At 63.0% G+C, this 25,495-nt stretch carries 24 protein-coding genes; 6 read left to right on the top strand and 18 right to left on the bottom strand.

Going from position 1 to position 25,495, the window contains the following annotated elements; genetic code table 11:
- Positions 1–5: 5 nt before the first annotated feature.
- From metG to Q4G20_RS03260, 4 genes are all read right to left on the bottom strand, one after another.
- The gene (gene metG / locus Q4G20_RS03275) at positions 6–1,715 is read right to left on the bottom strand and encodes a methionine--tRNA ligase (protein WP_303341930.1); all 1,710 of its coding nucleotides are present in this window, start codon (positions 1,713–1,715) and stop codon (positions 6–8) included.
- A 101-nt stretch (positions 1,716–1,816) separates the two neighbouring features.
- On the bottom strand, positions 1,817–2,155 hold the full coding sequence (locus Q4G20_RS03270) for a carboxymuconolactone decarboxylase family protein (protein ID WP_303341929.1): 339 nt from the start codon (positions 2,153–2,155) through the stop codon (positions 1,817–1,819).
- Positions 2,097–2,510, bottom strand: coding sequence for a MerR family transcriptional regulator (locus Q4G20_RS03265; protein ID WP_303341928.1), 414 nt, complete (start codon positions 2,508–2,510; stop codon positions 2,097–2,099). The genes Q4G20_RS03270 and Q4G20_RS03265 overlap by 59 nt, the downstream gene beginning before the upstream one ends.
- A gap of 463 nt (positions 2,511–2,973) precedes the next feature.
- Positions 2,974–3,594, bottom strand: a complete 621-nt coding sequence (locus tag Q4G20_RS03260; protein ID WP_303341927.1) for a GcrA family cell cycle regulator — start codon at positions 3,592–3,594, stop codon at positions 2,974–2,976.
- Between the two features lie 117 nt (positions 3,595–3,711).
- On the opposite strand from Q4G20_RS03260, the gene Q4G20_RS03255 reads away from it, so the two are divergent.
- Positions 3,712–4,530 carry an ABC transporter permease gene (locus Q4G20_RS03255; protein WP_303341926.1) on the top strand — a complete coding sequence of 273 codons (819 nt, stop codon included), beginning with the start codon at positions 3,712–3,714 and terminating at the stop codon, positions 4,528–4,530.
- Here the strand turns inward: Q4G20_RS03255 and Q4G20_RS03250 are convergent.
- Positions 4,512–5,435: a DMT family transporter gene (locus Q4G20_RS03250; RefSeq protein ID WP_303341925.1), complete on the bottom strand. Its 924-nt coding sequence runs from the start codon at positions 5,433–5,435 to the stop codon at positions 4,512–4,514. The genes Q4G20_RS03255 and Q4G20_RS03250 overlap by 19 nt on opposite strands.
- Positions 5,436–5,551: 116 nt before the next feature.
- Here Q4G20_RS03250 and Q4G20_RS03245 point away from each other — a divergent pair, with 116 nt between their 5' ends.
- A complete protein-coding gene (locus Q4G20_RS03245; RefSeq protein WP_303341924.1) occupies positions 5,552–6,721 on the top strand; it encodes an aspartate aminotransferase family protein in 1,170 nt (389 codons plus the stop codon).
- Positions 6,722–7,694: 973 nt separating this feature from the next.
- Here the strand turns inward: Q4G20_RS03245 and gyrB are convergent.
- The 5 genes from gyrB to rpsT all read right to left on the bottom strand — a co-directional run bounded on the left by gyrB (position 7,695) and on the right by rpsT (position 14,589).
- Positions 7,695–10,130 (bottom strand): DNA topoisomerase (ATP-hydrolyzing) subunit B, encoded by a 2,436-nt coding sequence (gene gyrB, locus Q4G20_RS03240; RefSeq protein WP_303341923.1) that lies wholly within the window; start codon positions 10,128–10,130, stop codon positions 7,695–7,697.
- Between the two features lie 75 nt (positions 10,131–10,205).
- A complete protein-coding gene (recF, locus tag Q4G20_RS03235; protein WP_303341922.1) occupies positions 10,206–11,276 on the bottom strand; it encodes a DNA replication/repair protein RecF in 1,071 nt (356 codons plus the stop codon).
- Positions 11,273–12,391, bottom strand: coding sequence for a DNA polymerase III subunit beta (gene dnaN, locus Q4G20_RS03230; RefSeq protein ID WP_303341921.1), 1,119 nt, complete (start codon positions 12,389–12,391; stop codon positions 11,273–11,275). The genes recF and dnaN overlap by 4 nt, the downstream gene beginning before the upstream one ends.
- Positions 12,392–12,463: 72 nt before the next feature.
- The gene (dnaA, locus tag Q4G20_RS03225) at positions 12,464–13,807 is read right to left on the bottom strand and encodes a chromosomal replication initiator protein DnaA (protein ID WP_303341920.1); all 1,344 of its coding nucleotides are present in this window, start codon (positions 13,805–13,807) and stop codon (positions 12,464–12,466) included.
- 512 nt (positions 13,808–14,319) lie between these two features.
- Positions 14,320–14,589, bottom strand: a complete 270-nt coding sequence (rpsT, locus tag Q4G20_RS03220) for a 30S ribosomal protein S20 (protein ID WP_303341919.1) — start codon at positions 14,587–14,589, stop codon at positions 14,320–14,322.
- Positions 14,590–14,798: 209 nt separating this feature from the next.
- Here rpsT and Q4G20_RS03215 point away from each other — a divergent pair, with 209 nt between their 5' ends.
- Entirely contained in the window at positions 14,799–15,488 is a 690-nt protein-coding gene (locus Q4G20_RS03215; protein ID WP_303341918.1) for a carbonic anhydrase, read from the top strand.
- A gap of 30 nt (positions 15,489–15,518) precedes the next feature.
- Here the strand turns inward: Q4G20_RS03215 and Q4G20_RS03210 are convergent, their stop codons facing one another.
- Together Q4G20_RS03210 and mutM are read right to left on the bottom strand one after the other, a co-directional pair.
- Positions 15,519–16,295 carry an enoyl-CoA hydratase gene (locus Q4G20_RS03210; RefSeq protein WP_303341917.1) on the bottom strand — a complete coding sequence of 259 codons (777 nt, stop codon included), beginning with the start codon at positions 16,293–16,295 and terminating at the stop codon, positions 15,519–15,521.
- 68 nt (positions 16,296–16,363) lie between these two features.
- Complete coding sequence (mutM, locus tag Q4G20_RS03205; protein WP_303341916.1) at positions 16,364–17,209, bottom strand: bifunctional DNA-formamidopyrimidine glycosylase/DNA-(apurinic or apyrimidinic site) lyase; 846 nt, start codon at positions 17,207–17,209, stop codon at positions 16,364–16,366.
- Positions 17,210–17,285: 76 nt separating this feature from the next.
- Between mutM and ubiE the strand changes: the two genes are divergently transcribed.
- The 3 genes from ubiE to Q4G20_RS03190 all read left to right on the top strand — a co-directional run bounded on the left by ubiE (position 17,286) and on the right by Q4G20_RS03190 (position 20,246).
- On the top strand, positions 17,286–18,032 hold the full coding sequence (gene ubiE / locus Q4G20_RS03200) for a bifunctional demethylmenaquinone methyltransferase/2-methoxy-6-polyprenyl-1,4-benzoquinol methylase UbiE (protein WP_303341915.1): 747 nt from the start codon (positions 17,286–17,288) through the stop codon (positions 18,030–18,032).
- A gap of 3 nt (positions 18,033–18,035) precedes the next feature.
- Positions 18,036–19,568, top strand: coding sequence for a 2-polyprenylphenol 6-hydroxylase (gene ubiB, locus Q4G20_RS03195; protein ID WP_303341914.1), 1,533 nt, complete (start codon positions 18,036–18,038; stop codon positions 19,566–19,568).
- Between the two features lie 96 nt (positions 19,569–19,664).
- Positions 19,665–20,246, top strand: coding sequence for a hypothetical protein (locus Q4G20_RS03190; protein ID WP_303341913.1), 582 nt, complete (start codon positions 19,665–19,667; stop codon positions 20,244–20,246).
- Positions 20,247–20,529: 283 nt separating this feature from the next.
- Here the strand turns inward: Q4G20_RS03190 and Q4G20_RS03185 are convergent, their stop codons facing one another.
- Genes Q4G20_RS03185 through Q4G20_RS03160 form a run of 6 tightly spaced genes read right to left on the bottom strand, consistent with a single transcriptional unit; the run spans position 20,530 to position 25,489 of the window.
- On the bottom strand, positions 20,530–21,015 hold the full coding sequence (locus Q4G20_RS03185; protein WP_303341912.1) for a cytochrome c family protein: 486 nt from the start codon (positions 21,013–21,015) through the stop codon (positions 20,530–20,532).
- Positions 21,016–21,054: 39 nt separating this feature from the next.
- The gene (locus tag Q4G20_RS03180) at positions 21,055–21,936 is read right to left on the bottom strand and encodes an FAD:protein FMN transferase (protein ID WP_303341911.1); all 882 of its coding nucleotides are present in this window, start codon (positions 21,934–21,936) and stop codon (positions 21,055–21,057) included.
- Positions 21,936–22,502 (bottom strand): nitrous oxide reductase accessory protein NosL, encoded by a 567-nt coding sequence (locus tag Q4G20_RS03175; RefSeq protein ID WP_303341910.1) that lies wholly within the window; start codon positions 22,500–22,502, stop codon positions 21,936–21,938. Before Q4G20_RS03175 ends, Q4G20_RS03180 begins: the two co-directional genes overlap by 1 nt.
- On the bottom strand, positions 22,499–23,320 hold the full coding sequence (locus Q4G20_RS03170; protein ID WP_303341909.1) for an ABC transporter permease: 822 nt from the start codon (positions 23,318–23,320) through the stop codon (positions 22,499–22,501). The genes Q4G20_RS03175 and Q4G20_RS03170 overlap by 4 nt, the downstream gene beginning before the upstream one ends.
- A complete protein-coding gene (locus tag Q4G20_RS03165) occupies positions 23,317–24,213 on the bottom strand; it encodes an ABC transporter ATP-binding protein (RefSeq protein WP_303341908.1) in 897 nt (298 codons plus the stop codon). The genes Q4G20_RS03170 and Q4G20_RS03165 overlap by 4 nt, the downstream gene beginning before the upstream one ends.
- On the bottom strand, positions 24,179–25,489 hold the full coding sequence (locus Q4G20_RS03160) for a nitrous oxide reductase family maturation protein NosD (protein WP_303342143.1): 1,311 nt from the start codon (positions 25,487–25,489) through the stop codon (positions 24,179–24,181). The genes Q4G20_RS03165 and Q4G20_RS03160 overlap by 35 nt, the downstream gene beginning before the upstream one ends.
- Between the last annotated feature and the right edge of the window lie 6 nt (positions 25,490–25,495).

Below are 25,495 nucleotides of genomic sequence, written 5' to 3'. Positions count from 1 at the left end.
GGGCGTCAGGTCCGCACACCCTTGAACCGTTCCGCCCAGTCATCGCGCTGTTCGTCGGTGATTTTCGCAAACAGCACATCCGGCACGGTAAAGGCGTGGCCTGCGGGCAGGGCGGTCAGCGCCTGCGACACGTCACCCGGCCATGCGTCATCCGTGGTCTGCATCGCATCCAGCATCGCGCGCGATGTGAAGGGGATGAACGGGGCCGACAGCACCGCATAAACCCGGATCAGGTTCAGCCCCAGCCGCACCTGCATCGCCGCCGTTTCCGGGTCGGTTTTGAACACCGTCCACGGCGCCGCGCTTTGCAGATATTCGTTGCCCAAGACCCAGATGGCGCGCAATTCGGATGCGGCTTTGCGCACCTCGATCGCGGACATATGGGTTTCATAGGCGCGGATGCGGGCGGTCAGCGCGTCGATCAGCGCGGTTTCCGCGGGGCCATAGCTGCCGCCTTCGGGGATCACCTCGCCGAATTTCGACCGGCAGAATTTCGTGATCCGGCTGACAAAGTTCCCCAGCACATCGGCCAGATCCTTGTTCACGGATTGCTGGAAATTGTCCCAGGTAAATTCGCTGTCGCCCGATTCGGGGGCATGGGACAGCAGCCACCACCGCCAGTAATCGGCGGGCAGAATGTCCAATGCGTGATCCATGAACACGCCGCGCCCCTGCGAGGTGCTGAATTGCCCGCCGTCATAGGTCAGGTAATTGAACGATTTGATGTAATCGACCAGCTTCCACGGCTCGCCCGACCCGATGATCGTGGCCGGAAAGGACAGCGTGTGGAACGGCACGTTATCTTTGCCCATGAACTGCGTATAGGTCACGTCATCCGCGCCCTTATCCGTGCGCCACCAGCGTTCCCAATCGCCGCCATTCGCGTCGGCCCATTCGGCGGTTCCGGCGATGTATTCGATGGGGGCGTCGAACCAGACGTAAAAGACCTTGCCCTCCATCCCCGGCCAGTCCTGGTCGCCGCGTTTCACCGGGATGCCCCAATCCAGATCGCGGGTGATGCCGCGATCCTGCAAGCCGTCGCCGTCATTCAGCCATTTCTTTGCAATGGATGTCGTCAGAATCGGCCAGTCGGTTTTGCTGTCGATCCATTCGGCCAGTTGGTCGCGCAGGGCGGATTGACGCAGATACAGATGTTTGGTGTCGCGCACCTCAAGATCGGTGCTGCCGCTGATCGCGCTGCGGGGGTTGATCAGATCGGTGGGGTCCAACTGTTTCGTGCAGTTTTCGCATTGATCGCCGCGCGCTTTGTCGTAACCGCAATTGGGGCAGGTGCCTTCGATATAGCGGTCGGGCAGGAAACGGTTGTCGGCGTGGGAATACACCTGTTGTTCCGCGACCTCTCGGATCAGGCCGGCATCCGCCAGACGGCCCGCGAAATGCTGGGTCAGACGGTGGTTTTGCGGGCTTGACGACCGCCCGTAATGGTCAAAGGACAGCCCAAACCCCTGCGCCAGCTCCGCCTGCGTGGCGTGCATCCGGGCGCAGTAATCGGCCACAGCCTCGCCCGTCTTGGCCGCCGCCAATTCAGCCGGAGTGCCGTGTTCGTCGGTGGCGCAGATAAACATCACTTCATCGCCGCGCGCGCGCAGGTAACGGGCATACAGATCGGCGGGCAGTTGGCTGCCCACCAGATTGCCCAAATGTTTGATGCCATTGATATAGGGGATCGCCGAGGTAATCAGATGCCGGGCCATGTCGCGTCCTTTTGGTGTTGGCGTTTCCTTACGCCCGATGACGCGCAAAGAAAAGTGTCACCCGTTGCCGTCAAACACCTGCTTTGCGGTAAACAGCCCGTTCAGCGCCGCCGGAAACCGGCATAGACGGCCATCTGGATCATCACCTCGGTGATTTCATCGCGGGTCAGGCCGACATTCAGCCCCGCCTGAATATGCACGCGCAGTTGCGGCGTGGCGGTTCCCATGGCGGTCAGCGCGGCAATGGTGGCGATTTGGCGGTCGCGCAGGGACAGGCCGGGGCGAGCGTAAATATCGCCGAACGTGAATTCGTGGATATAGCGCGCCATATCGGGCGCGATGTCCGACAGCGCGTCGATGACGTTTTGCCCGGCGCTGCCGTCAATGGTGTTCAGCAGCCGCGCGCCGCGCTGCATCCGGGTTTCGGTGTCGGTGGTCATGGGGCGTTCCTTCTGTGTCATAGCCAGCGATTTTGCTGTCCAAAACGTCCAGAACCCCCTGCAATTCCGCGATGCGCGCGGCCACGGTGTCGCGTCTCTGTCGCAACATGGCGGCGCGTTCGGGGCCGGTCGTTTCGCCCCGAACGCGCAGCGCGGCATAGCGCAGCATGTCCGAGATCGACATTCCCGCAGATTTCATGTGACCGATGAACGTCACCCATCGCAGCGCGTCGGGGCCGTAATCCCGATGCCCCGCCCCGTCTCGGTTCGCAATCGGCATTAAGCCGATGCGTTCGTAATACCGGATCGTGTAAGGCGTCAGGCCGCTGCGTCGGGCCAGTTCGGCGATCTTCATGGCGTCCCTTTCGTATCAGACGCCCGGTATGATGGGGGTTCGAGCGCGCTCTAAGTCAAGGGGTGTTTCGGATGGTCCAGAAGGGGGCGGGGCATTTCGGGGTCCACATGATGCGATAAAACTATGCGCATATGAGGCGTTCCCGCCCCTCTGCCGCGCTGCGCCCTTTATCTGATTCGTCCGTGTGGTGGCGGGGGCCGACATTCGCGGCGTGATCGTTCGTGACACCTGAATATCGCCGTGTCATCAGATCACGCTTTGGCCCCGCGGCGGGCGACGCTTATCGCGCGGTGCTTGGATTCCGGCAGGGGGTGCGGCGTGGTGACGTTGGATATTTCGCGTCGTGATACCCACGCAGAGATGCTCCGCATATAAGGGCTGGCCGAGGTTTGCGCGTGACGCTGGCACGTTTGCCGCTCAGCCCGCGCCTGAGCAAGTCAGCGCAGGCGCGGCAGAACATGCCTCACCGGCGACGGTCGCGGCGGCTGCTCATGGGTTGGAACGCCACGCTGACATGCGTTTCGCAATAAGGTTTGCCGGGCTGGCTGGGCAGACCGCAGAACCAGAATTTATCGGTAGCGGGGTCGCCGATGGGCCATTTGCAGGTGCGTTCCGTCAGCTCCATCAGCGACAGCTTGCGGGACCGTTTTTCAACTTCGCGCGCGGTCGCCAGCGTTTCGGGGCTGATTTCGTTGGCGGATGGCTGCGGCGGCAAGGGCTGGCCCGCCGGAACAATCGGGCGGCGCAGCGCGGGGGTAAAGACCGGCTGGGGCGCGGGTTCCTCTTCGGGTTCGGGGTCCGCCTGCGGTTCCGGCTGGGGTTGGGGCTCCGGTTCTGGCACAGGCTGGGGCGCGGGTTTTTTTTCCGCCTTTTTTTCCGGCGCGGGGGCCGGTGCGGGCGCGGGTTCGGGTGCCGCAGGCGCAGGCGCCGCGTCGTCGTTGCGGTTCGACAGGCCCAGACGATGCACCTTGCCGATCACGGCATTGCGCGTCACGCCGCCCAATTCCTTGGCAATGGCACTGGCCGATTGTCCTTCGGCCCACATGCGTTTCAGCGTCTCGACCCGTTCATCCGTCCACGACATGGCAGCCTTTCCGGGCAGGTCGCCCTGCCGTCCATCTTGAAACCTGTGATTTCACCCGTCACATACGGGATACCCGGATTTACCCGTCGCCGCATCATAATTCAAGGACCGCCAGCTATGCGTCAGCCGAATTTGACCACCTCGCCGCAACCGGGCGTTCGCCGATTTGGCCGCGTCAACTGGCTGGGCCTGCAAACGCTGGCGGGGCGCGAGGTGATGCGCTTTATGGCCGTGTGGCAGCAAACAATCTTTGCGCCGCTGATGACGGCGGGGCTGTTTGTGCTGATCTTTGCCCTGGCTTTGGGGCAGGGGCGGGGGCAGGTGATGGGCCTGCCTTATCTGGTGTTTCTGGGGCCGGGGATCCTGATGATGACGGTCATTCAGAACGCATTCGCGAACACATCATCCAGCATCGTGGCCGCCAAGGTGCAGGGCAATATCGTGGACACGCTGATGCCGCCTTTGTCGGCGGGTGAGCTGTTGGCCGGCTATCTGACCGGCGCGGTCGCGCGTGCCGGGCTGGTCGCGGTCGTGATCGGCGTGGGCATGGTGATCGTGACCGGGCGCGGGATTGCGCATCCGGTCTGGGCGCTGACATTCATTCTGTTGGCGGCGCTTATGATGGGGGCTTTGGGGATTTTGGCCGGGATCATGGCGCAGAAATTCGACCAGATGGCGGCGATCACCAATTTCATCGTCACGCCGCTGTCGTTCCTGTCCGGCACCTTTTATTCGGTGCAGGCCCTGCCGGAGCCGTTCAACACGCTGTCGCATTGGAACCCGATCTTCTATCTGATCGACGGCGCGCGTTATGGCGTGACCGGCGTCAGCGACAGCCCCCCCGAACGCGGGCTGATCGTGTCGGTCTTGGTCGTGGCCGCGGTTTTGCTGTTGGCGTGGCGGTGGCTGCGGTCGGGTTACCGCCTGAAACCCTGATCCCCCCGCTGGGTCGAGGGCATGACCCCCGCGCCGCCCCGCCGCCGGTCGCGCAGCACCAAGAGCAGCGCGCCCGCGATAATCACCGCCGCGCCGATCAGGCTGATGCCGTCGGGCAGAACCTCGAACCACCACAGATCGAACAGCGCCGCCCAGATCAGCGTCAGATAGAAAAACGGCACCACGAAGCTGGCGTCATCGCGCCGCATCGCCAACAGGTTCAGCGCCTGCCCGCAGGCGATCAGCCCGCCAATCGCCATCAGCGCGCCCCATTGCGCGGGCGTCGCGCGGGACAGCACCGCCATCACCGCGACAGATGCAATCACCGCGCCGATCCCGTTATTGATAAACAGCACCTGCAAGGGCTGTTCGCGCACGGCCAAGCGTTTGATAAAGATGGATTCCGTCCCCATGGCGACCGCCGCGCCCAAGGCAAAAAACGCGGCCATCTGAATATCCCCCGCCGGACGCAGCAAAATCACCGCGCCCAACAGCGCAATCCCCGCCGCTGACCAGCGGACCGGACCGACCCGTTCCCCCAACAGCGGAATGGCCAGCAGCATGGTGAACACGGGGCTGAGAAACGAAATCGCCGTCGCATCAGGCAGCGGCATCTGCGCCACGGCGGCAAACATCAGCGAAATGCCCACCCAGCCGCAGATCGTGCGCGTGATGTGCGTGCGCCAATCGGGCCGCGTCAGACGCGGGCGGATCGCGGCAACAACCGTCGCCACGGCGATAAAGGCAAACACAAACCGCCCCGCGCTGACCATCAGCGGATGCAGCGCCGGACCCAATGCGCCGCTGCCCACCGCTTTGGCCAGAAGGCTGGTGGATGCAAACAGCGCCGTTGCCGCGACCATCAGCGCCACGGTCACGCGCCGGTCAGATGGGGGCGTGGTCATGTCCCACTCCTGCGCGCCGGGCGCGCGGCGGTCAAGACCTTTCCGCGCATCGACGGGGCTTGGCTTGGGCGCGCATTTTTGCTTTGACTGGTCTCATCATATTGCACGAGGTTCCAATGATCCCGCATGTTCTGCCGACCTATAACCGCGCGCCGATTGCCTTTGACCGGGGGCAGGGGGCTTGGGCGATTGCCACGGATGGCACCCGATATCTGGATCTGGGCGCGGGAATCGCGGTGAATGTGCTGGGCCACGCCAACCCCGATCTGGTCGCGGCGCTGACGCAGCAGGCGGGCAAGATCTGGCATGTGTCGAACCTGTATCAGATCCCCGAACAGGAAAAGCTGGCCGATCTGCTGGTCGAACACAGCTTTGCCGATACGGTGTTTTTCACCAATTCCGGGACCGAGGCGGCGGAACTGGCCATCAAAATGGTGCGCAAATACTGGCATGATCAGGGCCAGCCGGACCGCACCGAAATCATCACGATCGAAGGCGCGTTTCACGGCCGTTCCACCGGCGCAATCGCCGCCGCCGGGTCGGAAAAGATGGTTAAGGGCTTTGGCCCGCTGATGCCCGGTTTCCGCCAAATCCCGTGGGGCGATCACGACGCCCTGCGCGCCGCGATCACCGACAAAACCGCCGCCGTCATGTTGGAGCCCGTGCAGGGCGAAGGCGGCATCCGCGCGCTGCCCGATGTCTGCCTGCGCGGGGTGCGCGCGGCCTGTGACGACACCGGCGCGCTGATGGTTCTGGACGAAGTGCAATGCGGCATCGCCCGCACGGGCCGCCTGTTCGCGCATGAATATGCGGGCATCACCCCCGACATTATGATGGTGGCCAAGGGCATCGGCGGCGGCTTTCCCTTGGGCGCGGTGCTGGCGACGGAAAACGCGGCGTCGGGGATGGTCGCAGGAACGCATGGGTCCACCTATGGCGGCAACCCGCTGGCCTGCGCGGTCGGCGCGCGGGTGATGCAGATCGTCACCGACCCCGGTTTTCTGGCCGAGGTGAACCGCAAAGCCGCCCTGTTCCGCCAGCGGCTGGAAGGTCTGGTCGCCGCTCATCCCGACCTGTTCGAATCGGTGCGCGGGGTCGGGCTGATGCTGGGCCTGAAATGCAAAATCGCGCCGGGTGAATTGGTGCAGGCCGCCTATGCCGAACATCTGCTGACGGTTCCGGCGGCGGATAGCACGCTGCGCCTGCTGCCGCCGCTGAACATCACGGCTGAGGAAATCGCGCAGGCCGTTGACCGTCTGGACGCGGCGGCGCGGCGGTTGGCGTAATGCCGAATGGGGCCGCATCGGCCCCATGTCACCGCCGGGAAGGCCGAGATTTTCGGCTGACCGGGGATAACCTTGCGCTAATATTCCAGCATGTCGCCTGTCGGTATGGTTAGCGATCCGTCGCCCACGGCGTCGATGCTGCTGCGTCCCGTCCGGCATTAGGCGAAATAGAGCCGCATCCCTCTGTGCCAAACACCCAGATGCTCCACCGACCGGGGGAATAATCCCGTGCCGATGCTCGACGACGTCGCGCGCCCGGTTGGCGAATGGATCATCGGCCAGTGCCTGAATGTTGCCAGGTTCAGGCTTGGGCAACGTAAAATCGGGCAATATTGGCCCTGTTTCGCGGCGTGCAAGGTCCAGTTCGTCGATTGGCAGCGCGGTTTTCCGGGCAAAATTGCGCCTAAGCCGGATCAGTTTGATGAACCGCACCAGCCACGGCATCACCCATGCGGCGCAGATCATCACAATGGCAAGGTATCGGATCACGCGCGGCCCCTGAAACGGCGCCGGGAACATCCCCCGGCCCCGCTGTCTTAGGGGCAAAGGATAAAGATTTCCCTAACTCGCGCCTTAAATGTCCAGATTTTCGGCCGAAAAGGGGGTATTTAAGGCGGGTTTGCCCATCTCATCCGTCGGGTTTCTTGGATGCTGCGTCGTCGCGTCTGGCATAAGGCAGAGTGGGGCCGATGCGCCCCCATGTCCCGCCTGCGCTTTGCCGGATGACATAACCACGTCGCAGGGCAGTTTGGTTGACGGATGACCGCCCTTGTTTGGGGGGCTGCTGCCGGGGCGGGCCGCAGCGGACCCACCTGCCGGCGTATCGTTCGCACGTTCCCGCGCCTGTTTAGTTAACGAATCGTCCGCGAGGTTTTGGAGGCCGCCATTGACGTTTGCCGACCGCGCCGTCGCACAGGCGGCATCCCGTCAGGCACAACACAGAATGGGGCCGTGTCGGCCCCATTCCCCAGCGTCAGATGTCCAGATTTTCCACCGACAGCGCGTTTTGTTGGATAAATTCGCGCCGGGGTTCGACGACATCGCCCATCAGCTTGGTGAACAGATCCTCGGCCTCGGTCACGTCCTCGATGCGGACTTGCAGCATGGTGCGGGCGGCGGGGTCCAGCGTGGTTTCCCACAGCTGACCGGGGTTCATTTCGCCCAAGCCCTTGTATCGTTGCAGCGACAGGCCCTTTTCCCCTTCCAGAAGCACCGCGCCCAACAGGCCCAGCGGGCCGTTGATCTGCACATCGCGGTCTTTGCGCACCAGCATGGCCGGGCGGGCATACACATCCTGCAAGGCCTGCGTCATATCGGCCAAACGGCGGCTTTCGGCGCTGCGCAGCATCTGACCGTCCAGGGTGCGGCCTTCTTCGACGCCGCGCAGGGTGCGCGACAGACGGATGCCGTGATCCTGTGTCGGGCGGCCGGTCCAGCCGCGTTCGTATTCCTCGGCGATCAGGTTCAGGCGGGCGGCGACGGCGTCGGCCACGCCCTGCGCGTCGGCGTCCACGCGACCGGGCAGCAAGGCGCCCGCAATCGCAGCCTGTTCGGTGATGTGGGGCGGGTAATGCGTGGGATAGGCGCGCAGGATGCGGCGGGCCACGCGCGCCTCTTCGACGACGCGGGCCAGATCATTGCCGCTGATCTCTTCGCCCGATGCAAGGCGCAGGGTCGCGCCCTCAACCCCTTGTTGGATCAGGTAATCTTCCAATGCGGCTTCGTTTTTCAGATAGACTTCGGACCGGCCACGCCCCACCTTATACAGCGGCGGCTGCGCGATATAGAGATGCCCCGCCTCGATCAGTTGCGGCATCTGGCGGAAGAAAAACGTCAACAGCAGCGTGCGGATATGCGCGCCGTCCACGTCAGCATCGGTCATGATGACGATTTTGTGGTAACGCAGCTTTTTCAGGTCAAACTCATCCCGGCCAATGCCGGTCCCCAAAGCGGTGATCAGCGTGCCGATCTGGTCCGAGGACAGCATCCGGTCAAACCGCGCGCGTTCCACGTTCAGGATTTTCCCGCGCAAGGGCAGCACGGCCTGATTTTTCCGGTCGCGGCCCTGTTTGGCCGATCCGCCGGCGCTGTCCCCCTCGACGATGAACATTTCGGCCAGCGAGGGGTCTTTTTCCTGACAATCGGCCAGTTTGCCGGGCAGGGATGCCACATCCATGGCGGTTTTGCGGCGCGTCAATTCGCGGGCCTTGCGCGCGGCTTCGCGGGCCAAGGCGGCTTCGATGATTTTGCCGACGATGGTTTTGGCCTGTGCCGGGTTTTCTTCAAACCATTCGGTCAGCTTTTCGTTCACCAGATTTTCGACGGCGGGGCGGACTTCGGAACTGACCAGTTTGTCCTTGGTCTGGCTGGAAAATTTCGGGTCCGGCACCTTGACCGACAACACGCAGGTCAGACCTTCGCGGGCGTCGTCGCCGGTGAAATCGACCTTTTCTTTTTTCGCGATGCCGCTGGACTGGGCATAGTTGTTGATGACCCGCGTCAGCGCCCCGCGAAAGCCCGCCAAATGCGTGCCGCCGTCGCGTTGCGGGATGTTGTTGGTAAAGGGCAACACGGTTTCGTGATAGCTGTCATTCCACCACATCGCGACCTCGACCCCGATTCCGCCGCGTTCGCCGGAAATAAAGATCGGGCTTTCCATCACCGGGGTTTTGCTGCGGTCCAGAAATTTGACAAATTCGCGCACGCCGCCGTCATAGAACAATTCGGTGCGCTGCACTTCGGCATGGCGTTCATCTTCCAGAATAATCCGCACGCCGCTGTTCAGAAAAGCCAGTTCCCGCAACCGGTTTTCCAGCGTTTTAAAGCTGTAGTCCAGATTGCTGAAGGTGCCGTTGTCGCGCGTCGTTTTGGCGGATGCCATAAACCGAACCTCGGTCCCGCTTTCGCCGGGGGCGTCAGCCACAACGCGCAGATGTTCGACCGTTTCGCCGTTTTCAAACCGGGCGTAATGTTCGCGGCCATTGCGCCACACGCGCAGTTCCAGCCAATCCGACAGCGCGTTCACCACCGACACGCCCACCCCGTGCAGGCCGCCTGACACCTTATAGGAATTGCTGTCGAATTTGCCGCCGGCGTGCAGTTGGGTCATGATGACTTCGGCGGCGGATACGCCTTCGGTGGGGTGCATGTCCACGGGGATGCCGCGGCCATTGTCGCGCACGCTGACGCTGCTGTCGGCGTGGATTTTCACCATGACATAATCGGCGTGACCGGCCAAAGCCTCATCAATGCCGTTATCGACCACCTCATAGACCATGTGATGCAGGCCCGACCCGTCATCGGTGTCACCGATATACATGCCGGGGCGTTTTCGCACCGCCTCTAACCCTTTCAGAACCTTGATGGAATCGGCGCCGTATTCGGTATTTTGGGGGGTGCTGTCGGTCATGGGTGGGTTCGTCCTGTCATTATCGCACCGATATAGCGTCACGGCGGGGCAAAGTCACGCAAAAGCCTTGGTTTTTTACGGATATGCGGCGATCTGTGACGCGCCACCCGCCTTGGCCACGGACAGCATCCGGGCGGCGGGGAAATCGGCGAATAATTCCGCGCCGGTCCCGGTCAGCAGACTGCGCGCGGGAAGGGTGGTGATCTGGTGATACAGCGCGGCGCGGCGGTCGGCGTCCAGATGGGCCGCGACCTCATCCAGCAGCAACAGCACCGGCTGATCCGACAGCGCGCGGGCATTGGCCAAGATCAACGACAACAGCAGCGCCTTTTGTTCGCCGGTCGATGACAGGGCGGCGGGCATGTTCTGCGGCCCCCACTGCGCGCCCAGATCGGCGCGGTGCGGGCCGGACAGGCTGCGCCCGGCGGCCAGATCGCGCGGGCGCATCGCCGCCAGACGCGCGGCGATGCTGGCGGGGTCGGGGTCATCGGCGTGACCTTCACCGGGCAGCAGGGACAGGGTGGCGGCGGGAAAATCGCCCCCCGTCTGGGCCGTCATAATCGCAGTCAGCGCCGCCTGACGGTTGCGCGTCAGCGCCGCGCCCGCATCCGCCATCTGCGATTCCAAGGCGCGATACCAGCCCGGATCGCGCACCTCATCGCGCAGCAGGCGGTTGCGTTCCCGCATCGCCCGGTCATAGGTCAGCGCATGATCGGCATGATCGGGCATCAGCGACAGCGTGATCCGATCCAGAAAGCGGCGTCGGCCTTCGGGCGCGTCCGACCACAGCCGGTCCATGGCCGGGACCAGCCACACCACCCGCACCAGCCGCGCAAGCGCGGTTTGCGGCACCGCCTTGTCATTCACGGCCACGCTGCGCGACCCGCCCGGCGGCGCGGTGATCGCCACATCGTCATCGCCCAGACCCGCGCGGATGCGCCAGCCCGCGTCCGGTCCCTGCCGCGCCTGATCGGGGGCGGGAACGCCGCGCAGACCACGACCGGGGGCCAGCATCGACACCGCTTCCAGAATGTTGGTTTTGCCCGACCCGTTCGGGCCATAGATCGCCAGCGGCCGCGCGTCCAGGTCCAGTTCCAGACGCGGCCAAGACCGGAATTGCGCCAGCGTCAGCCGGTGCAGCGTCACACGCGCATCGGCATGACGACATAGACCGCCGTCTGATCGCTGCCTTCGCGGATCAGCGCGGCATCGCCCGAGCCGTTGAACAGAAACACCGCATTGTCACGATCCACCTGCGCGGCGATTTCTTGCAAGTATTTGGCGTTAAAGCCAATTTCCAGCGGTTCATCGGCATAGGCGACGATCAGTTCTTCGTCCGCCGCCCCGGCATCGGGGGCGTTCACCGACAGCACCAGACGGTCGGCATCCAGCGACAGTTTCACCGCGCGCGACCGTTCGGACGACACGGTGGCCACGCGGTCCACGGCGCGGGCGAAATCGGCGGCGTCAACCTCTAACTGGCGGGTGTTGCCGGTGGGGATCACGCGGCCATAATCGGGGAAGGTGCCGTCGATCACCTTGGACGACAGGGTGATGGTGGGGGTGGCAAAGCGCACCTTGGTTTCGCTGACCGACACGGCGATGTCGGCGTCTTCGTCATCCAGCAGCTTGCGCAATTCAGCCACCGTTTTGCGCGGCACGATTACGCCCGGCATATCCGCCGCGCCGTTCGGCAGGGGCGCATCAATCCGCGCCAGACGGTGACCATCGGTCGCCACGCAGCGCAGGCCGGGACCGTCTTCGGTCTGGGCGACATGCATGTAAACGCCGTTCAGATAATACCGCGTTTCCTCGGTCGAGATGGCGAATTTCGCCTTATCGAACAACCGGCGCAGCACGCCCGCCTTGGCGGTGAAATTGGCGCTGTATTCGCTGGTTGCCATCACCGGGAAATCCTGACGCGGCAGGGTCGCGAGGCTGAAATTCGACCGCCCCGCCTGCACCGTCAAACGCCCCGTGGCGTCATCGGCGCTGATCTGGACCAGAGCGCCATCGGGCAGTTTGCGCGCGATTTCGTTCAGCAGCGCGGCGTTGACGGTGGTGGCGCCGGGGCGTTCGATCTGCGCCATGGCGCGGTCCACAACCTCGGTGTCCAGATCGGTGGCGCGGAAGCTGACGGCATCGTCTTTGGCCTCGATCAGGACGTTGGCCAGAATCGGAATGGTGTTGCGGCGTTCGACCACGGATTGCGCCTGTGCCACGGCCTTGACCAGAACCGCACGTTCGATCGAGAATTTCATCCGTTTCCCCTGTTCCGAAAGGCCATGCCCGAACCCGCTGTGTAACCGCAGCCGCGCCCGGTCACAAGATGGTTATGCCTCAAGCAGGCGGCGCAGCATGGTCAGATCTTCGGCCAGTGCGGTGTCGTCGCTGGCCAATTCCTCGATCTTGCGGACGCCGTGCATGATGGTGGTGTGGTCGCGGCCCCCAAAACGCCGCCCGATTTCGGGCAAAGACCGGCTGGTCAGCTGTTTCGACAGATACATCGCGATCTGGCGCGGGCGGGCGACGTTGCGGGCGCGTTTCGGCCCCATCATATCGGCCAGACGGATGTTGTAATGTTCCGCGACCTTGCGCTGAATGTCATCAATGCTGATTTTGCGGTCATTGGTGCGCAGAATATCGGTCAGACATTCCTGCGCGACCTCTAACGTGATTTCGCGGCGCAACAGGCTGGCATGGGCGAACAGGCGTTGCAGCGCGCCTTCCAGCACGCGGACGTTGGTGGTGATGCGATGCGCCAGAAACTCCAGCACGCCCGTGCCGATTTGCAGATCGGGGTGCTGCGCGCGGAAGGCGTCGGTTTTCGACTGCAAAATCCCCAGCCGCAATTCATAGGTGGTCGGGTGCAAATCCACGATCAGACCACAGGACAGGCGCGATTTGATCCGTTCTTCCAGCCCCTTGATTTCGGCGGGGGCGCGGTCGGCGGAAATCACGATCTGTTTGCCCTGATCAACCAAAGCGTTGAACGTGTGGAAAAATTCCTCTTGCGTGCTGTCTTTGCCGGCGATGAACTGCACGTCATCGACCATCAGCATATTCACGTTGCGAAACAGGCCCTTGAAGTCCATGATCGCCCGTTCGCGCAGGGCCTGAACGAACCGATACATGAATTGTTCGGCCGACAGATACATCACCTGCGACGCCGGGTGGCGGGTTTGGTAATCATGCGCAATCGCGTGCATCAGGTGGGTTTTGCCCAACCCCACCCCGCCATAGAGAAACAGCGGGTTGAACCCCACCGGCCCGCCTTGGGCCACGCGGCGGGCGGCGGCATGGGCCAGCTCGTTCGGCTTGCCGACAACGAAATTGTCGAATGTGAAGCGCGCATCCAGCGGCGCGCCCAGATCGCCGCGCGGGGCCGTGCGGGTCGGGGCCGGGGTGTCGGTGTCGGTCGCGGCCGGGCGCGCGGGCTGAGCGATCACGTCAAAACGCAGCCGTTCGGCGGGCAGGCCCAGACCGCCCAGAACGGCCAGAATCTGCGCGGTGAAATGGCGGCTGACCCAATCGGAAATAAACCGGGTCGGGCTGGTGAAGAGGGCGGCGCCATCATCAATCCCGGTCAGGCGCAACGGTTTGATCCAGTGGTTAAAATTGTTTTGCCCGATGCTGTTTTCCAGCTCGGCGCAGGCTTGACCCCAGATCTGTTCCATTTTTTGCCCCACAACGGTTATGCCCCCGCATCAGCCCATCTGATGCGGCCCGATCCGGCATTGCATGGCGGCAACAGGCAAAAACCCACCCAACGGCCCCGGCGGGGTCGCATGAATGGGCGCAGGCCCGTTATCCTGTCAGACACAAGATCCGGCGGCGGCCAGTGGCAGCCAGTCACCGCGGATCTTTGGACAGGACGTTTGCCCTGTCCGCCCCCGACCGTCAGGCTGTTGTCCTGATTCTGTCGGTGGCCCGTCCCCATGCGACCCGTGAATCGCAGGGGCCAAGTTATCCCCAAGCGTCCACGCTGCGCAACTGAACAACGCGCTTGACAGCGATTGATGCGCCGCGAATCTGCGAATGGGTTGAGTCTGTTACAGATTTTTTCAGCGCCTTGTTTCCCAACACTTTTCCGAATGATGGCGCTGCATCGGCAAAAAAGGCGCAGGAATAAACCGGCGCCTTTGAAAAAATATTCGATATTGCGATTCGGCCCGCAGGCCGGGGGCGATTATGCGGTCGCCACGGCTTTCACGCGGGCCGACAGGCGCGACATTTTGCGCGATGCGGTGTTTTTGTGGATGATGCCTTTGCTGACGCCGCGCATCAGTTCCGACTGCGCCTGTTGCAGCGCGGTGCGGGCGGTGTCAGCATTGCCGCCGGCGATTGCTTCTTCGACTTTGCGCAGGAAGGTGCGGATGCGCGAACGGCGGGCTTTGTTCACTTCGGTGCGACGCTCGATCTGGCGGGCGCGTTTTTTCGACTGGGGCGTATTGGCCATGTTTTTTGGTCCTTATCGGGTCATTTGCGTTTCGTTTGCGCAAAAGACCCACGGCCCCGAACCCCGCAGGGAACGGTCATGATTCTTGCCTAAGCGGGCCCACGCGCATGTAAGCCGCAGCCATTACGGCATTTGCACCGAAAAGAAAAGCCCCTTTGTCGCGGAACGCCCCCGCCACCACCGGGTTATCCCCAAAACAGGAGAACGCGATGAGCGATGACATCTTTCATGACGCCAAAGACGCCGCCGACAAGCTGATGAAAGACAGCGATAAATCCGGGTCGGTTCTGGACAAAGACCGCGCGGGGCTGACCCCGGATCAGGCCCTGGTGCGGCTGCGGGACGGGAACGCGCGTTACGTCGCGGGCGAGATACCGGCGCGCGATCATGCGGCGGGGCGGGTGGAACGCGCGGCGTCGCAGGCGCCCTTTGCGGCGATTCTGGGCTGCGCTGACAGCCGCGTGGCCCCCGAACTGGCCTTTGATCTGAAGCCGGGCGACCTGTTCGTGTGCCGTCTGGCGGGCAATGTCGTGAATGCCGATGTGCTGGCCAGTCTGGAATATGCGGTCGCGTTTTTGGGAACATCGCTGGTCGTTGTGCTGGGCCATTCGGGCTGTGGCGCGGTCGATGCGGCGATTAAGGTCGCGGATAAGAACGAGATTCTGCCCGGCAATCTGGATCAACTGGCGGTGTCGATCCTGCCCGCCGTGGCGCGGGCGCAGGCCGAAGACGGCGGGGCGTTGCTGGATCGCGCGATTGCGCAGAATGCGCGGCTGTCGGCCCTGCGGCTGGCGTCGCGATCGGCGGCACTGTCGGATGCGATCAAGGACGGTCAACTGCGCATCGTTGCCGCCGTTTACGACATTGCCACCGGGCAGGTGCAGTTTCTGGACGATTAACGAAAGGGGGGCAAACGCCCCCCGTTCAGATCAGCGGTCGCGGAATTGCGGTTCGCGTTTTTCGGTAAATGCGGCCATGCCTTCTTTCTGGTCCTCGGTCGCGAACAGGGCGTGGAACACGCGGCGTTCAAACAGCAGACCTTCGCGCAGGGTGGTTTCATAGCTGCGATTGACCGCCTCTTTCACGGTTTTCACCGCGATTTGCGATTTGGCGGCGATTTTCTTGGCGGCGGCCATGGCTTCGGGCAGCAATTGCGCGTTCGGAACCACGCGGCTGACCAGACCGGACCGTTCAGCTTCGGCTGCGTCCATGAAACGGCCGGTCAGGTTCATGTCCATGGCCTTGGATTTGCCGACAAAGCGGGTCAGACGCTGCGATCCGCCGATGCCGGCAACCACGCCCAGATTGATTTCCGGCTGGCCGAACTTGGCCGATTCGGATGCGATGATGAAATCGCACATCATCGCCAATTCACAGCCGCCGCCCAAAGCGTAACCGCTGACCGCGGCGATGATCGGTTTGCGCACGCGGTTGATCGTCTCGATCTTGTCGCCAAACAGATCCTCTTGATACACGTCCACAAAGGATTTCGTGGACATTTCTTTGATGTCGGCACCGGCGGCGAACGCCTTTTCGCTGCCGGTCAGAACGATGCAGCGCACCTTGTCGTTGCGGTCGGCATCAGCCAGGGCCGTGGACAATTCGGTCAGCAACTGCCCGTTCAGCGCGTTCAGCGCCTGCGGACGGTTCAGACGGATCAAGGCAACGTCGTCGTCGATTTCAACAAGAATGGTGTCAAAGGCCATGGCTTCCCCCCTTTGGGTTTCGTGACATTGCCACGTTCCTAACAGGCGGGGGGCGGCAAAGCCAAGCCTTAGGACTGACAGACCGGACAGTAAAAGCTGGACCGCGCCGATTGCACGATCCGCGCCACCGTCCCGGTGCAGCCGTCGCGCAGACAGGGCGCGCCTTCGCGGCCATAGACGCGGAAACTGTGCTGGAAATAGCCCAATTCGCCATTCGTCTGCCGGTGATCGCGCAGCGACGACCCGCCCGCCGCAATCGCATCGGTTAACACGTCGCGGATATGGCCATGCAGCGCGCCCAGATCGGCGGCGCGGATCTGACCCGCCGCGCGGCGCGGATCAATCCCCGCCCGAAACAGCGATTCGCTGACATAGATATTGCCCAAGCCCGCCACGATGCGTTGATCCAGCAGCGCCTGTTTCACCGGCGCGCGTTTGCCCGCAAAACAGCGCGCCAGATAATCGGGGGTGAAATCGGCATCGAACGGCTCTGGTCCCAGCTGATCCAGCAGCGGATGCCCCGCTCCGTCGCGGATCAGGTCAACCATGCCGAACCGGCGGGCGTCGTTGAAGGTGATCGTGACGCCCGATTCCATCACCAGCACCACATGATCGTGGCGCACGTGAATACCGGGATCGCGTTGAAAACCGCCCAACACCCCGCCCGACAGCAGCATCCGCCCCGACATGCCCAAATGCCACAGCACCGTGCCGCCCCGGTCCAGATCCGCCAGCAGATATTTCGACCGCCGCCGCAATGCGGTGATCGTCGCGCCCGTCATCACCTGCACCAGATCCGGCGGCAGGGGCCAGCGCAGATCGGGGCGGTTCACCTGCGCGCGGGCAATCCGGTGGCCGGTCATATGGGGGTCCAGTCCTCGGCGGACGGTTTCGACTTCGGGCAGTTCTGGCAATTCGTTCCCTTTCGTCGCATTGTGCGCGGGGCAATCCCGTTCTATCTGGCGGGCAGAGACAGAAACGGCAAGCGTGATGAACGACAAAAGAACCACCCATTTCGGTTTTCAAACCGTGGACGAGGACGCCAAGGCCAGCATGGTTCACGGCGTATTTTCCAGCGTCGCATCGCGTTACGACCTGATGAACGACCTGATGAGCGCGGGCATTCACCGCGTCTGGAAAAACGCGATGATGGACTGGCTGGCACCGCGCGCGGGTCAGCATTTGCTGGATGTGGCAGGCGGCACCGGCGATATTGCGTTCCGGTTTCTGGACCGCGCACCGGGCGCGCGCGTCACCGTCTGCGACATGACCGAATCCATGCTGGTCGAGGGGCGCAAACGCGCCGATGCCGTCGATAAGGCCGACCGGCTGGCCTGGGTCACGGGCGACGCTATGGCGCTGCCTTTTGCCGATAACAGCTTTGACCGCTATACGATCAGCTTTGGCATCCGCAACGTCACCCGCATCCCCGACGCGCTGTCCGAGGCGTTTCGCGTTCTGCGCCCCGGCGGTCGTCTGATGGTGCTGGAGTTTAACCAGATCCCGGTTCCGGCGATGCAATGGGCTTATGACCGTTACAGTTTCAACGTCATTCCGGCCATGGGGCAGGCGGTGACGGGGGATCGCGACAGTTATCAATATCTGGTCGAATCCATCCGCAAATTCCCCGATCAGGATACCTTTGCCGATATGATCCGCGCGGCGGGGTTTGAACGGGTGGATTGGCGCAATCTGTCGATGGGCATTGCCGCGCTGCATTCGGGTTGGAAACTGTAAACGATGCGCGGACCTCATAACATCCTGCGGCTGATCCGCACGGGCGCCACATTCGAACGCACCGGCGCGATGGAGGCGGTTCTGAACGCCGTCGATGCCCCCGTGCGCCTGCGCGTGGCCGCGCGCGTGCTGGGCTGGCCGTTTCGCTGGCTGGGATATAAAGGCGATCCGAACCTGCCGCCGATCACGCGGGCGATTACGGCTTTGGGTCCGGCCTATATCAAATTCGGGCAAATCCTGTCCACGCGGGCCGATGTCGTCGGGCCGGAACTGGCGGGGCAGTTGCGGATGTTGCAGGACCGCCTGCCGCCCTTTCCGACCGACATTGCGCGTCAGGTCATTGCGTCCGAACTGCGCGAACCGGTCGAGGTGCTGTTTTCCGAATTTTCCGAACCCGTGGCGGCGGCGTCCATTGCGCAGGTGCATCGCGCGCGGCTGCGGTCCTCGGGCGCGCAGGTTGCGGTCAAGGTCGTGCGCCCCGGCATCGGCCCCGCATTCCGCCGCGACATCGACGCGTTTCATTTCGGCGCGCGGATGATCGAATGGCTGTCCCCCGGCACGCGGCGGCTGCGTCCGCGCGATGTGGTCAGCCATTTCGAATCGGTGGTGATGGGGGAACTGGATTTGCGGCTGGAAGCGGCGGCGGCGTCGCTGTTTGCCGAAAACACCGCCAAAGACGCCGATTTTCAGGTGCCGCGCCCCGATTGGGGCCATTCCGCGCGCAGCGTGCTGACCGCTGAATGGGCCGAGGGGTTGCCCATGGGCGACCGTGACGCGCTGATCGCCGCCGGTCACGACACCGCCAAAATCGCCCGGCGCGTGCTGCAACTGTTTCTGTCGCACGCGCTGCGCGACGGGTTTTTCCACGCCGATATGCATCACGGCAATCTGAAGGTGGCGGCGAATGGCGACATTATCGCCTATGATTTCGGGATCATGGGTGAAATCGACGAATACACCCGCCGCGTCTATGCCGAGATTCTGATGGGCTTTATTCAGCGCGATTACAACCGCGTGGCCCGCGTCCATTTCGAGGCGGGCTATGTCCCCCGTGACCGCGATCAGGCGGCCTTTGCCCGCGCGCTGCGTGCCGTGGGGGAACCGATTTTCGGCGCCGATGCCAGCCGCATTTCCATGGCCAATCTGCTGTCCTATCTGTTCGAGGTGACGGAGCGATTCGGGATGCAGACCCGCACCGAACTGATTTTGTTGCAACGCACCATGGTGGTGGTCGAAGGCGTGGCCCGGTCCATCGACCCGCAACTGAACATCTGGGACGCGGCGAAACCCGTAGTGTCGGATTACATCAAAGACAGCATCGGCCCCCGCGCCATGGTCCGCGACGCCACCAATGTCGTGCAGACGCTGGGCCGCTATGGCCCATTGCTGCCGCGGATGGTGGAACAAATGCTGTGGGAACGCGCCCATCCCGAAGAAACCCGGCCCGTCGTCGTCATCCCCCGCCGCGCACCGCTGTGGCTGGTCGCCATGGCGTCCGGTCTGGCGGGGGCGTTGATTGCGGTGATGTTAATGTAGCCGGTTGAGGCACGTATAATAAAGGATGACAGCAACGATAAGAGTGGCTTACTTTGTCAATTTTCAGTTAATTTTTCCTGGAAATGGAGGGGAAAATTGAATTTGATCTCAGTTTTATCCGCGATTGCATTGGGTGGCCTTTCGTGGATGCAGGTAGGCACTGCATTTGCGGATGTATGCCAGCCAAAACCTGAAAATGCTTTCTCTCGGGGGTCGTTCTATCAACTTTCGGGGGGTGAAGACATGACACTGGTAATTTGCTCGGATTCCTCTGAATTTTCGGTTGAGCGTATTAAAAAATACCGAGATGAAATTTCCTGCGGCAAGTCTGGCAAAACTATAGATGGCGAGAAACTCACTAAAGGCGTACCGTCCAATTATGCCGTGGTTTTTATTGGCTCCGGCTCAGGCGTCAGCAATAATATGCGCCACTGCATCCATAAGGTAAGCGATGCCTCTGATATTCAGGAGGACGTCGTTATTGATCACCTTCGAAATCCGATCCAGCATCGCGACACAATAGACATGCCAACGATTCCGGGCGTATCTCGATATGTGCCCTCAGTCCGCACACGATATTTTTACGACAATCAGGTTCCATTCGCCGTTATTCATGCTTACCGCGACTACGTTCCGGCTGATGTCATAAGCGCCGCCATATTCGGGATAAAGGAATAAGGTGATGGAAACAGGTCCGCTGCTGGCAACCTTTCCCGATGGCGAAAATTATATCAAAAAGCGATTTTAAGTGGCGGCGCTTATTTTAAGTCAATGTCAGGGTATATAATTTCTCATCAAACTTTAATCCTGACACGGGCTTATGGTGACCGGGGGGGGAACGGCTGACGCTGGCGCGGGTTGCGGGGGCGGGTGCCTCCGGCGGGGATATTTGGGCCAAGATGAAAGGATGGCGCTGTGCTGTGGACGGCGGCCCACCTGTGGGGCGGGCCGCGTCGGTGGGTTATTCCGCAGCGGGCGGCGCCAGCGGTGCGCCGTCGCTGTCGGTCGGCTGTTCCGGTGCGTCCGGCGACACCGACACCAGATAGGCGATCAGATTGTCCTGCGCTGCGCCTTTGGGCATACGGAAGGTCATCAGCGACCGCGCCGTGGCGTTGCCCGAATGGGCGCGCACATAATCGGTCGGGTTCACCAGATATTCCGACAGCGACGCGACATCCCAGACGGCGTCGGGATGGGTCTCGGCCACGGCGGGCAGGCCATTGCCGTATTTGAAGCCCTCTTCGGCGGCGAATTTGCTGCCGACGATGTTGAACAGGTTCGGGCCGGTCTTGCCGCCCTGAACGATCATATTGCCGTCAGTGTCCTGAATCATGTGGCAGGACCGGCATTTGTTGTATTCACGCGCGCCTGCCTCGGCGTCGCCCTGCGCAAATGCGGGCGCGGCCATTGACAGCATGGTCAGCGTCACGATCAGCGTGCTTTTCATGGTCTTCCTCTTGCGTTGTGGCCGCCGGTTGGGGGCCGGTTATGCGATTCGGGTCAGTATAACCCGAGTGTCGCGGAAAGGGTCACAGGCTGCGTCCATCTGTCGCCGGTCGGGCATCAGACAGAACGCCGTTGACAGTGCATCGGCCACCGCAGCCGACGGCGCGGTGACGGAAATCTGCGCCCATTTGTGCGGGCTGGGGGTGCGGGTCAGGGGGTTCAGGATGTGGCTGACCGGGCCGTGTGCCGTGGGCAGCATCATGCCCGAGGGGGATGAGCTGGCCAGTGCCGCGCCCGCCAGCCCGGTGCCGCCGCCCGATGGCCAGCGGATGGGCCAAGGCTGGCCGTTCGGGGCCGGGCCAAGGGCGACCATTTCGCCGGTGTCGATCAGCACGTTATTCAGCCCCGCCGCGCGGATCAGCGCGGCCACGCGGTCCGCGATAAATCCCTGCGCGATGCCGTTCAGCGTCAGCGCCATGCCGGGGCGCAGCGTGATGCGCGAGGTCGTGATGGTCACGCCGTCCCAGCCCACGGGCGCGGTCGCCGGATCACCGCCCTGCGCTATGGCCTGCCACAGCGGTTGCACGGTCGGATCGAACAGCCCAGCCGTTGCGTCATGCACGCGCCCGGCCAGCATCAGACATTCGACCAACTCTGGCGGGGCGGCGTCCAGTTCGCCCCGGTTCAGCCGCATCAGCGCCGAATCGGGGTGATAGAGGGTAAAGATACGTTCCAGCCGGTCGATTTCGGCCCGGACGGCGCGCATCAGGGCGGGATCGTCGCGGCCCAGCGTGATCGTGGTGCGCGCGCCCAAGGCAACGCCGCGCCATTGCACAACGTCGCCCGGCATGGTGTCGGCGCGCGCGGGCAGCCCGGCCAGTGCGGCGCAGGCGGTGATGGTCAGAAAACGGCGGCGCTGCATCAGTTGCCCCCCTGTTGGTTCAGTTGACGCAGGCGGTCGGCATAGCCTGCGTTGTCGTCCTGTGGGCTGGTGTCGTCGGTGATCGGTTCGGGGGCCAGAATGTCGGCTGTGGGGATGTCGTCCAGACGCCGCATGTCGCCGCCATGCGCGGCGATGAACGAACGCGCCGCGGATTCGGTGCCAAAGGGGATCAGCTCGGCCGCGCCCATGCCGCCCTGTTGCGCCGATCCGGTGACGAACACCGCCCCCGTCGCGTCGATCCAGTTATCCGCGCCGGGGTTTTCCCAATCCGCGCCGTCCATATCGCTGACATAGATCGCCAGAATATCGTAATCGCGTTCCGGCATCCGCTGATAGGCGATTGCGTCGCGCACCTGGCTGAAAAACAGCGGGCCGATCACGCCGTTCAGATGGATTTGCGCCTTGGGGCCGGGATGTTCCAACAGGTTCATCTGGCAGAAATGCCCGATCGAACCGGCGGTCATCGGCACCGGGTCGGGGGTCGCCACGGTTTCGGTGCGACAGGCCGACAGCGCCAGAATGGTGAACAGGATCAGGTGCTTCATGGCGTCACCCGGCGAAAGGCCAGCGTGGCCAGCCCCAGCATCAGCGCGGGCCAGATCAGCAGCGATGCCAGTGCGGCCATGGGCGGGATGGTGTTTGCCGCACCGCCCAGACCCGCCGCTGCCGCCGTGACGTCGGATGCCGCCAGATTGAACAGGCGGAACGCATCCGCCGGATTGCTCAGCAGCAGTGCGGGCAGGGCCGTGGCGAATATGCCTTCTCCGCCCGATGCGACAAGCGCGGCCAGCAGCCCCAGATCATACAGAACCACGGCGACCAGCCACAGCCCGATGGCCAGCCCCGCCGCGCCAGAGGGACGCCGCGACAGCGCCGAAATCACATAGCCCGCGCCCAGAAAGCTGGCCCCCAGCAGAAGCGATGTCCAGAACAGCCGCCACAGCGACGGCAGCCCCGCCATGGCCGCGCGGTCGGTCGCAATCGCGGCAATCGCCGCCAAGGCGTAACCCACCCCGACCGCCAGGGCCAAAATCGCCAGATGCGCCAGCAACCGCCCGGCCAGAATCTCGGCCCGCGCAATGGGATAGGTAAGCAGCAGGGGCAGGGTGCCGCGTTCGACTTCGCCCGCCACAGCATCGAAGGACATCAGCAGCGCCAACAGCGGCACCAGATACACCGCAAGGCTGGTCAGCGACGCCACCACCACCGACAGCCGATCCGCGCCCAAAGCCCCCGTAGGCGCCGATCCCGCCGCCGATAACACAAGCGCAAACACCGCCATCATCGCGACCGCAATTGCCACCCAACGGTTGCGCAGCGCGATCCGCAATTCCGCGCCCGCTGTTGCAAAAATCCGCATCATGACGCGCCCCCTTGGCCGAAATGGCTGTAAATATCTTCCAGACTGGGCGGAGTAATCTCGACATCCGCGACCAGATCCGACCGCGCGGTGATCCGCGCCAGCATCGCCATTTTATCCCCCTGCGCGCCGGTCAGCGCCCAGCCGCCCGGCACCGCGCGCCCATCGGGCAGCGCCGCCGCCAGTGCCGCATCCGCGCCGGGCTGTGGCGTCAACAGATAGGTCACGGGCAGCGCCGCCTGTTTGCGCAGATCGTTCAGCGTGCCTTCCGCGACGCGGCGGCCATGGGACAGGATGGTGATGCGGTCGGTGCGGGCCTCGACCTCGGTCAGGGCGTGGGATGACAGCAGGATGCCCGCGCCATCGGCGGCCAGATCATCCAACAGCGCGTAAAATGACCGCCGCGACACCGGATCCAACCCCGAGGTCGGTTCATCCAGCACCAACAGCCCCGGCCGCCCGATCAGCGCCTGTGCCAGCCCGACCCGCTGGCGCATCCCCTTGGAATAGGTGCCGATGCGGCGGTCCATGGCGTGACCCAGGCCCACGCGTTCCAGCAAATCCCCCGCCTGCGTGCGCGGCTGACCCCGCAGGCGCAGGTAATAATGCAGCATCTCGCGCCCGGTCAGGGCCGGGTGAAAGGCCACGTTTTCCGGCAGATAGGCCACCTGCGTGCGTGCCGCCCCGCTGCCCGGTGCCGCGCCCATCACCGACACATCCCCGCCATCATGGGGGATCAGGCCCAGAACAATCTTCATCAGCGTGGATTTGCCCGCACCGTTATGCCCCAGCAGCGCCACCCGCTGCCCCGGCGCAACGGTCAGCGACACATCCTTCAGCGCGGTGAAATCGCCAAACCGCTTAGTGAGGTGCGAAAGCGTCAGCGCCATCATCATCTGTCCTTTGTGTGGCCCAAATCGGCGGCTGGGTGGCCATGCGCCGAATATCGTCGGGAATGTCGATTGTGACCGGGCGCGTCAGCGGAAAGCTGTCCACGACGCCGCCGGGCAGGGTTGCGGGGAAATTGGCCTGAGACCAGCGGATCAGCTGCACCGCCGGCGATCCGGTCAACAGCGCCGCCGCCGGTTGCGACCAGAGGATGTGATCCATCAGATCATTGGGGCGAAACCGGCTGTCCGCGATGCCGTCGCCATTCAGATCAAAGACCGCATGATCGGACCAGAAATTGCCGCGCCCCTCAAGGCTCCATTCAATGTCGCGGGTGCCGACATATTTCACCTGCGTGCGGTTGCCGATAAAGGCGTTTCCGGTCAGCCCGTTGCGTTCTGACCCGGCGGTGAAATGAATCCCGATGTCACAGGATTCAAACCGGTTATTCGCGATCAGATTGCGATGCGCGTTGTAAATAAACGTGCATTTATCCGGCCCGCCCGCGACCAGATTTCCGGCCACATCCGCGCTGTTGGCGTAATTCAGCATCAGGCCGTGATCGCGGTCATTCACCGACAGATTATCGGTGATGGTCAGGCGGTCGGAAAACATGATCGCAAAGCCGATATGATTGCCGACGGATATATTGCCGCTGATCTGGCTGTCATTGGTATACATATAATGCACGGCGAAACGCAGATCGTGCATCCTATTATCGGCAAAGATATTGCGCCGCGATGAATTGGTGAAAATCCCGTCGCGTCCATAGTGGATCGTGTTGCCGATGACCTGCGTTCCCGGCGCGTTCCAGATGTAAATGCCGTTGCCACGGCTGTTCATCCGATGGCCACGCCCGCCGATCACGGTATTGCCGCGCACCATGGTATTGTTCGCGCCATGCACATCAACGCCATACAGGTTTTGTTCAAACCGGTTGTTTTCAATCACGCCGCCATGGGCGGTCCGTGATAATTGCACGCCGGAATCAATATTCTGATGCGAATTGCCCGATCCGGTAATCAGCAAATCGCGGATGGTGACGTTTTCGGCGTTGATCAACACCACGCTGCCCATGCCGCCGCCGTCGATCTGCGCGCCGGGCTGGCCGCGCAGGGTCAGCGGGTGGTTGATGGTGACGGGGCCGTGATGCAGCCCCGGTTCCAGCATCAGGACATCGCCGGGCGCTGACCCGGCGATGGCGGTTTTCAACGCGTCCCCGCCCGCAGGCACGCTGATCGGACCAGCCCAGACCGGAGTGGCCCAGACCGGCCTGGCCAGCAGCGCACA

This window comes from Paracoccus sp. (in: a-proteobacteria) (genome assembly GCF_030538495.1).
In the GTDB taxonomy this organism is placed as follows: domain Bacteria; phylum Pseudomonadota; class Alphaproteobacteria; order Rhodobacterales; family Rhodobacteraceae; genus Paracoccus.
The sequence above is the reverse complement of the archived record's forward strand: the minus strand, read 5'-3'. Positions and strand labels throughout refer to the sequence as shown.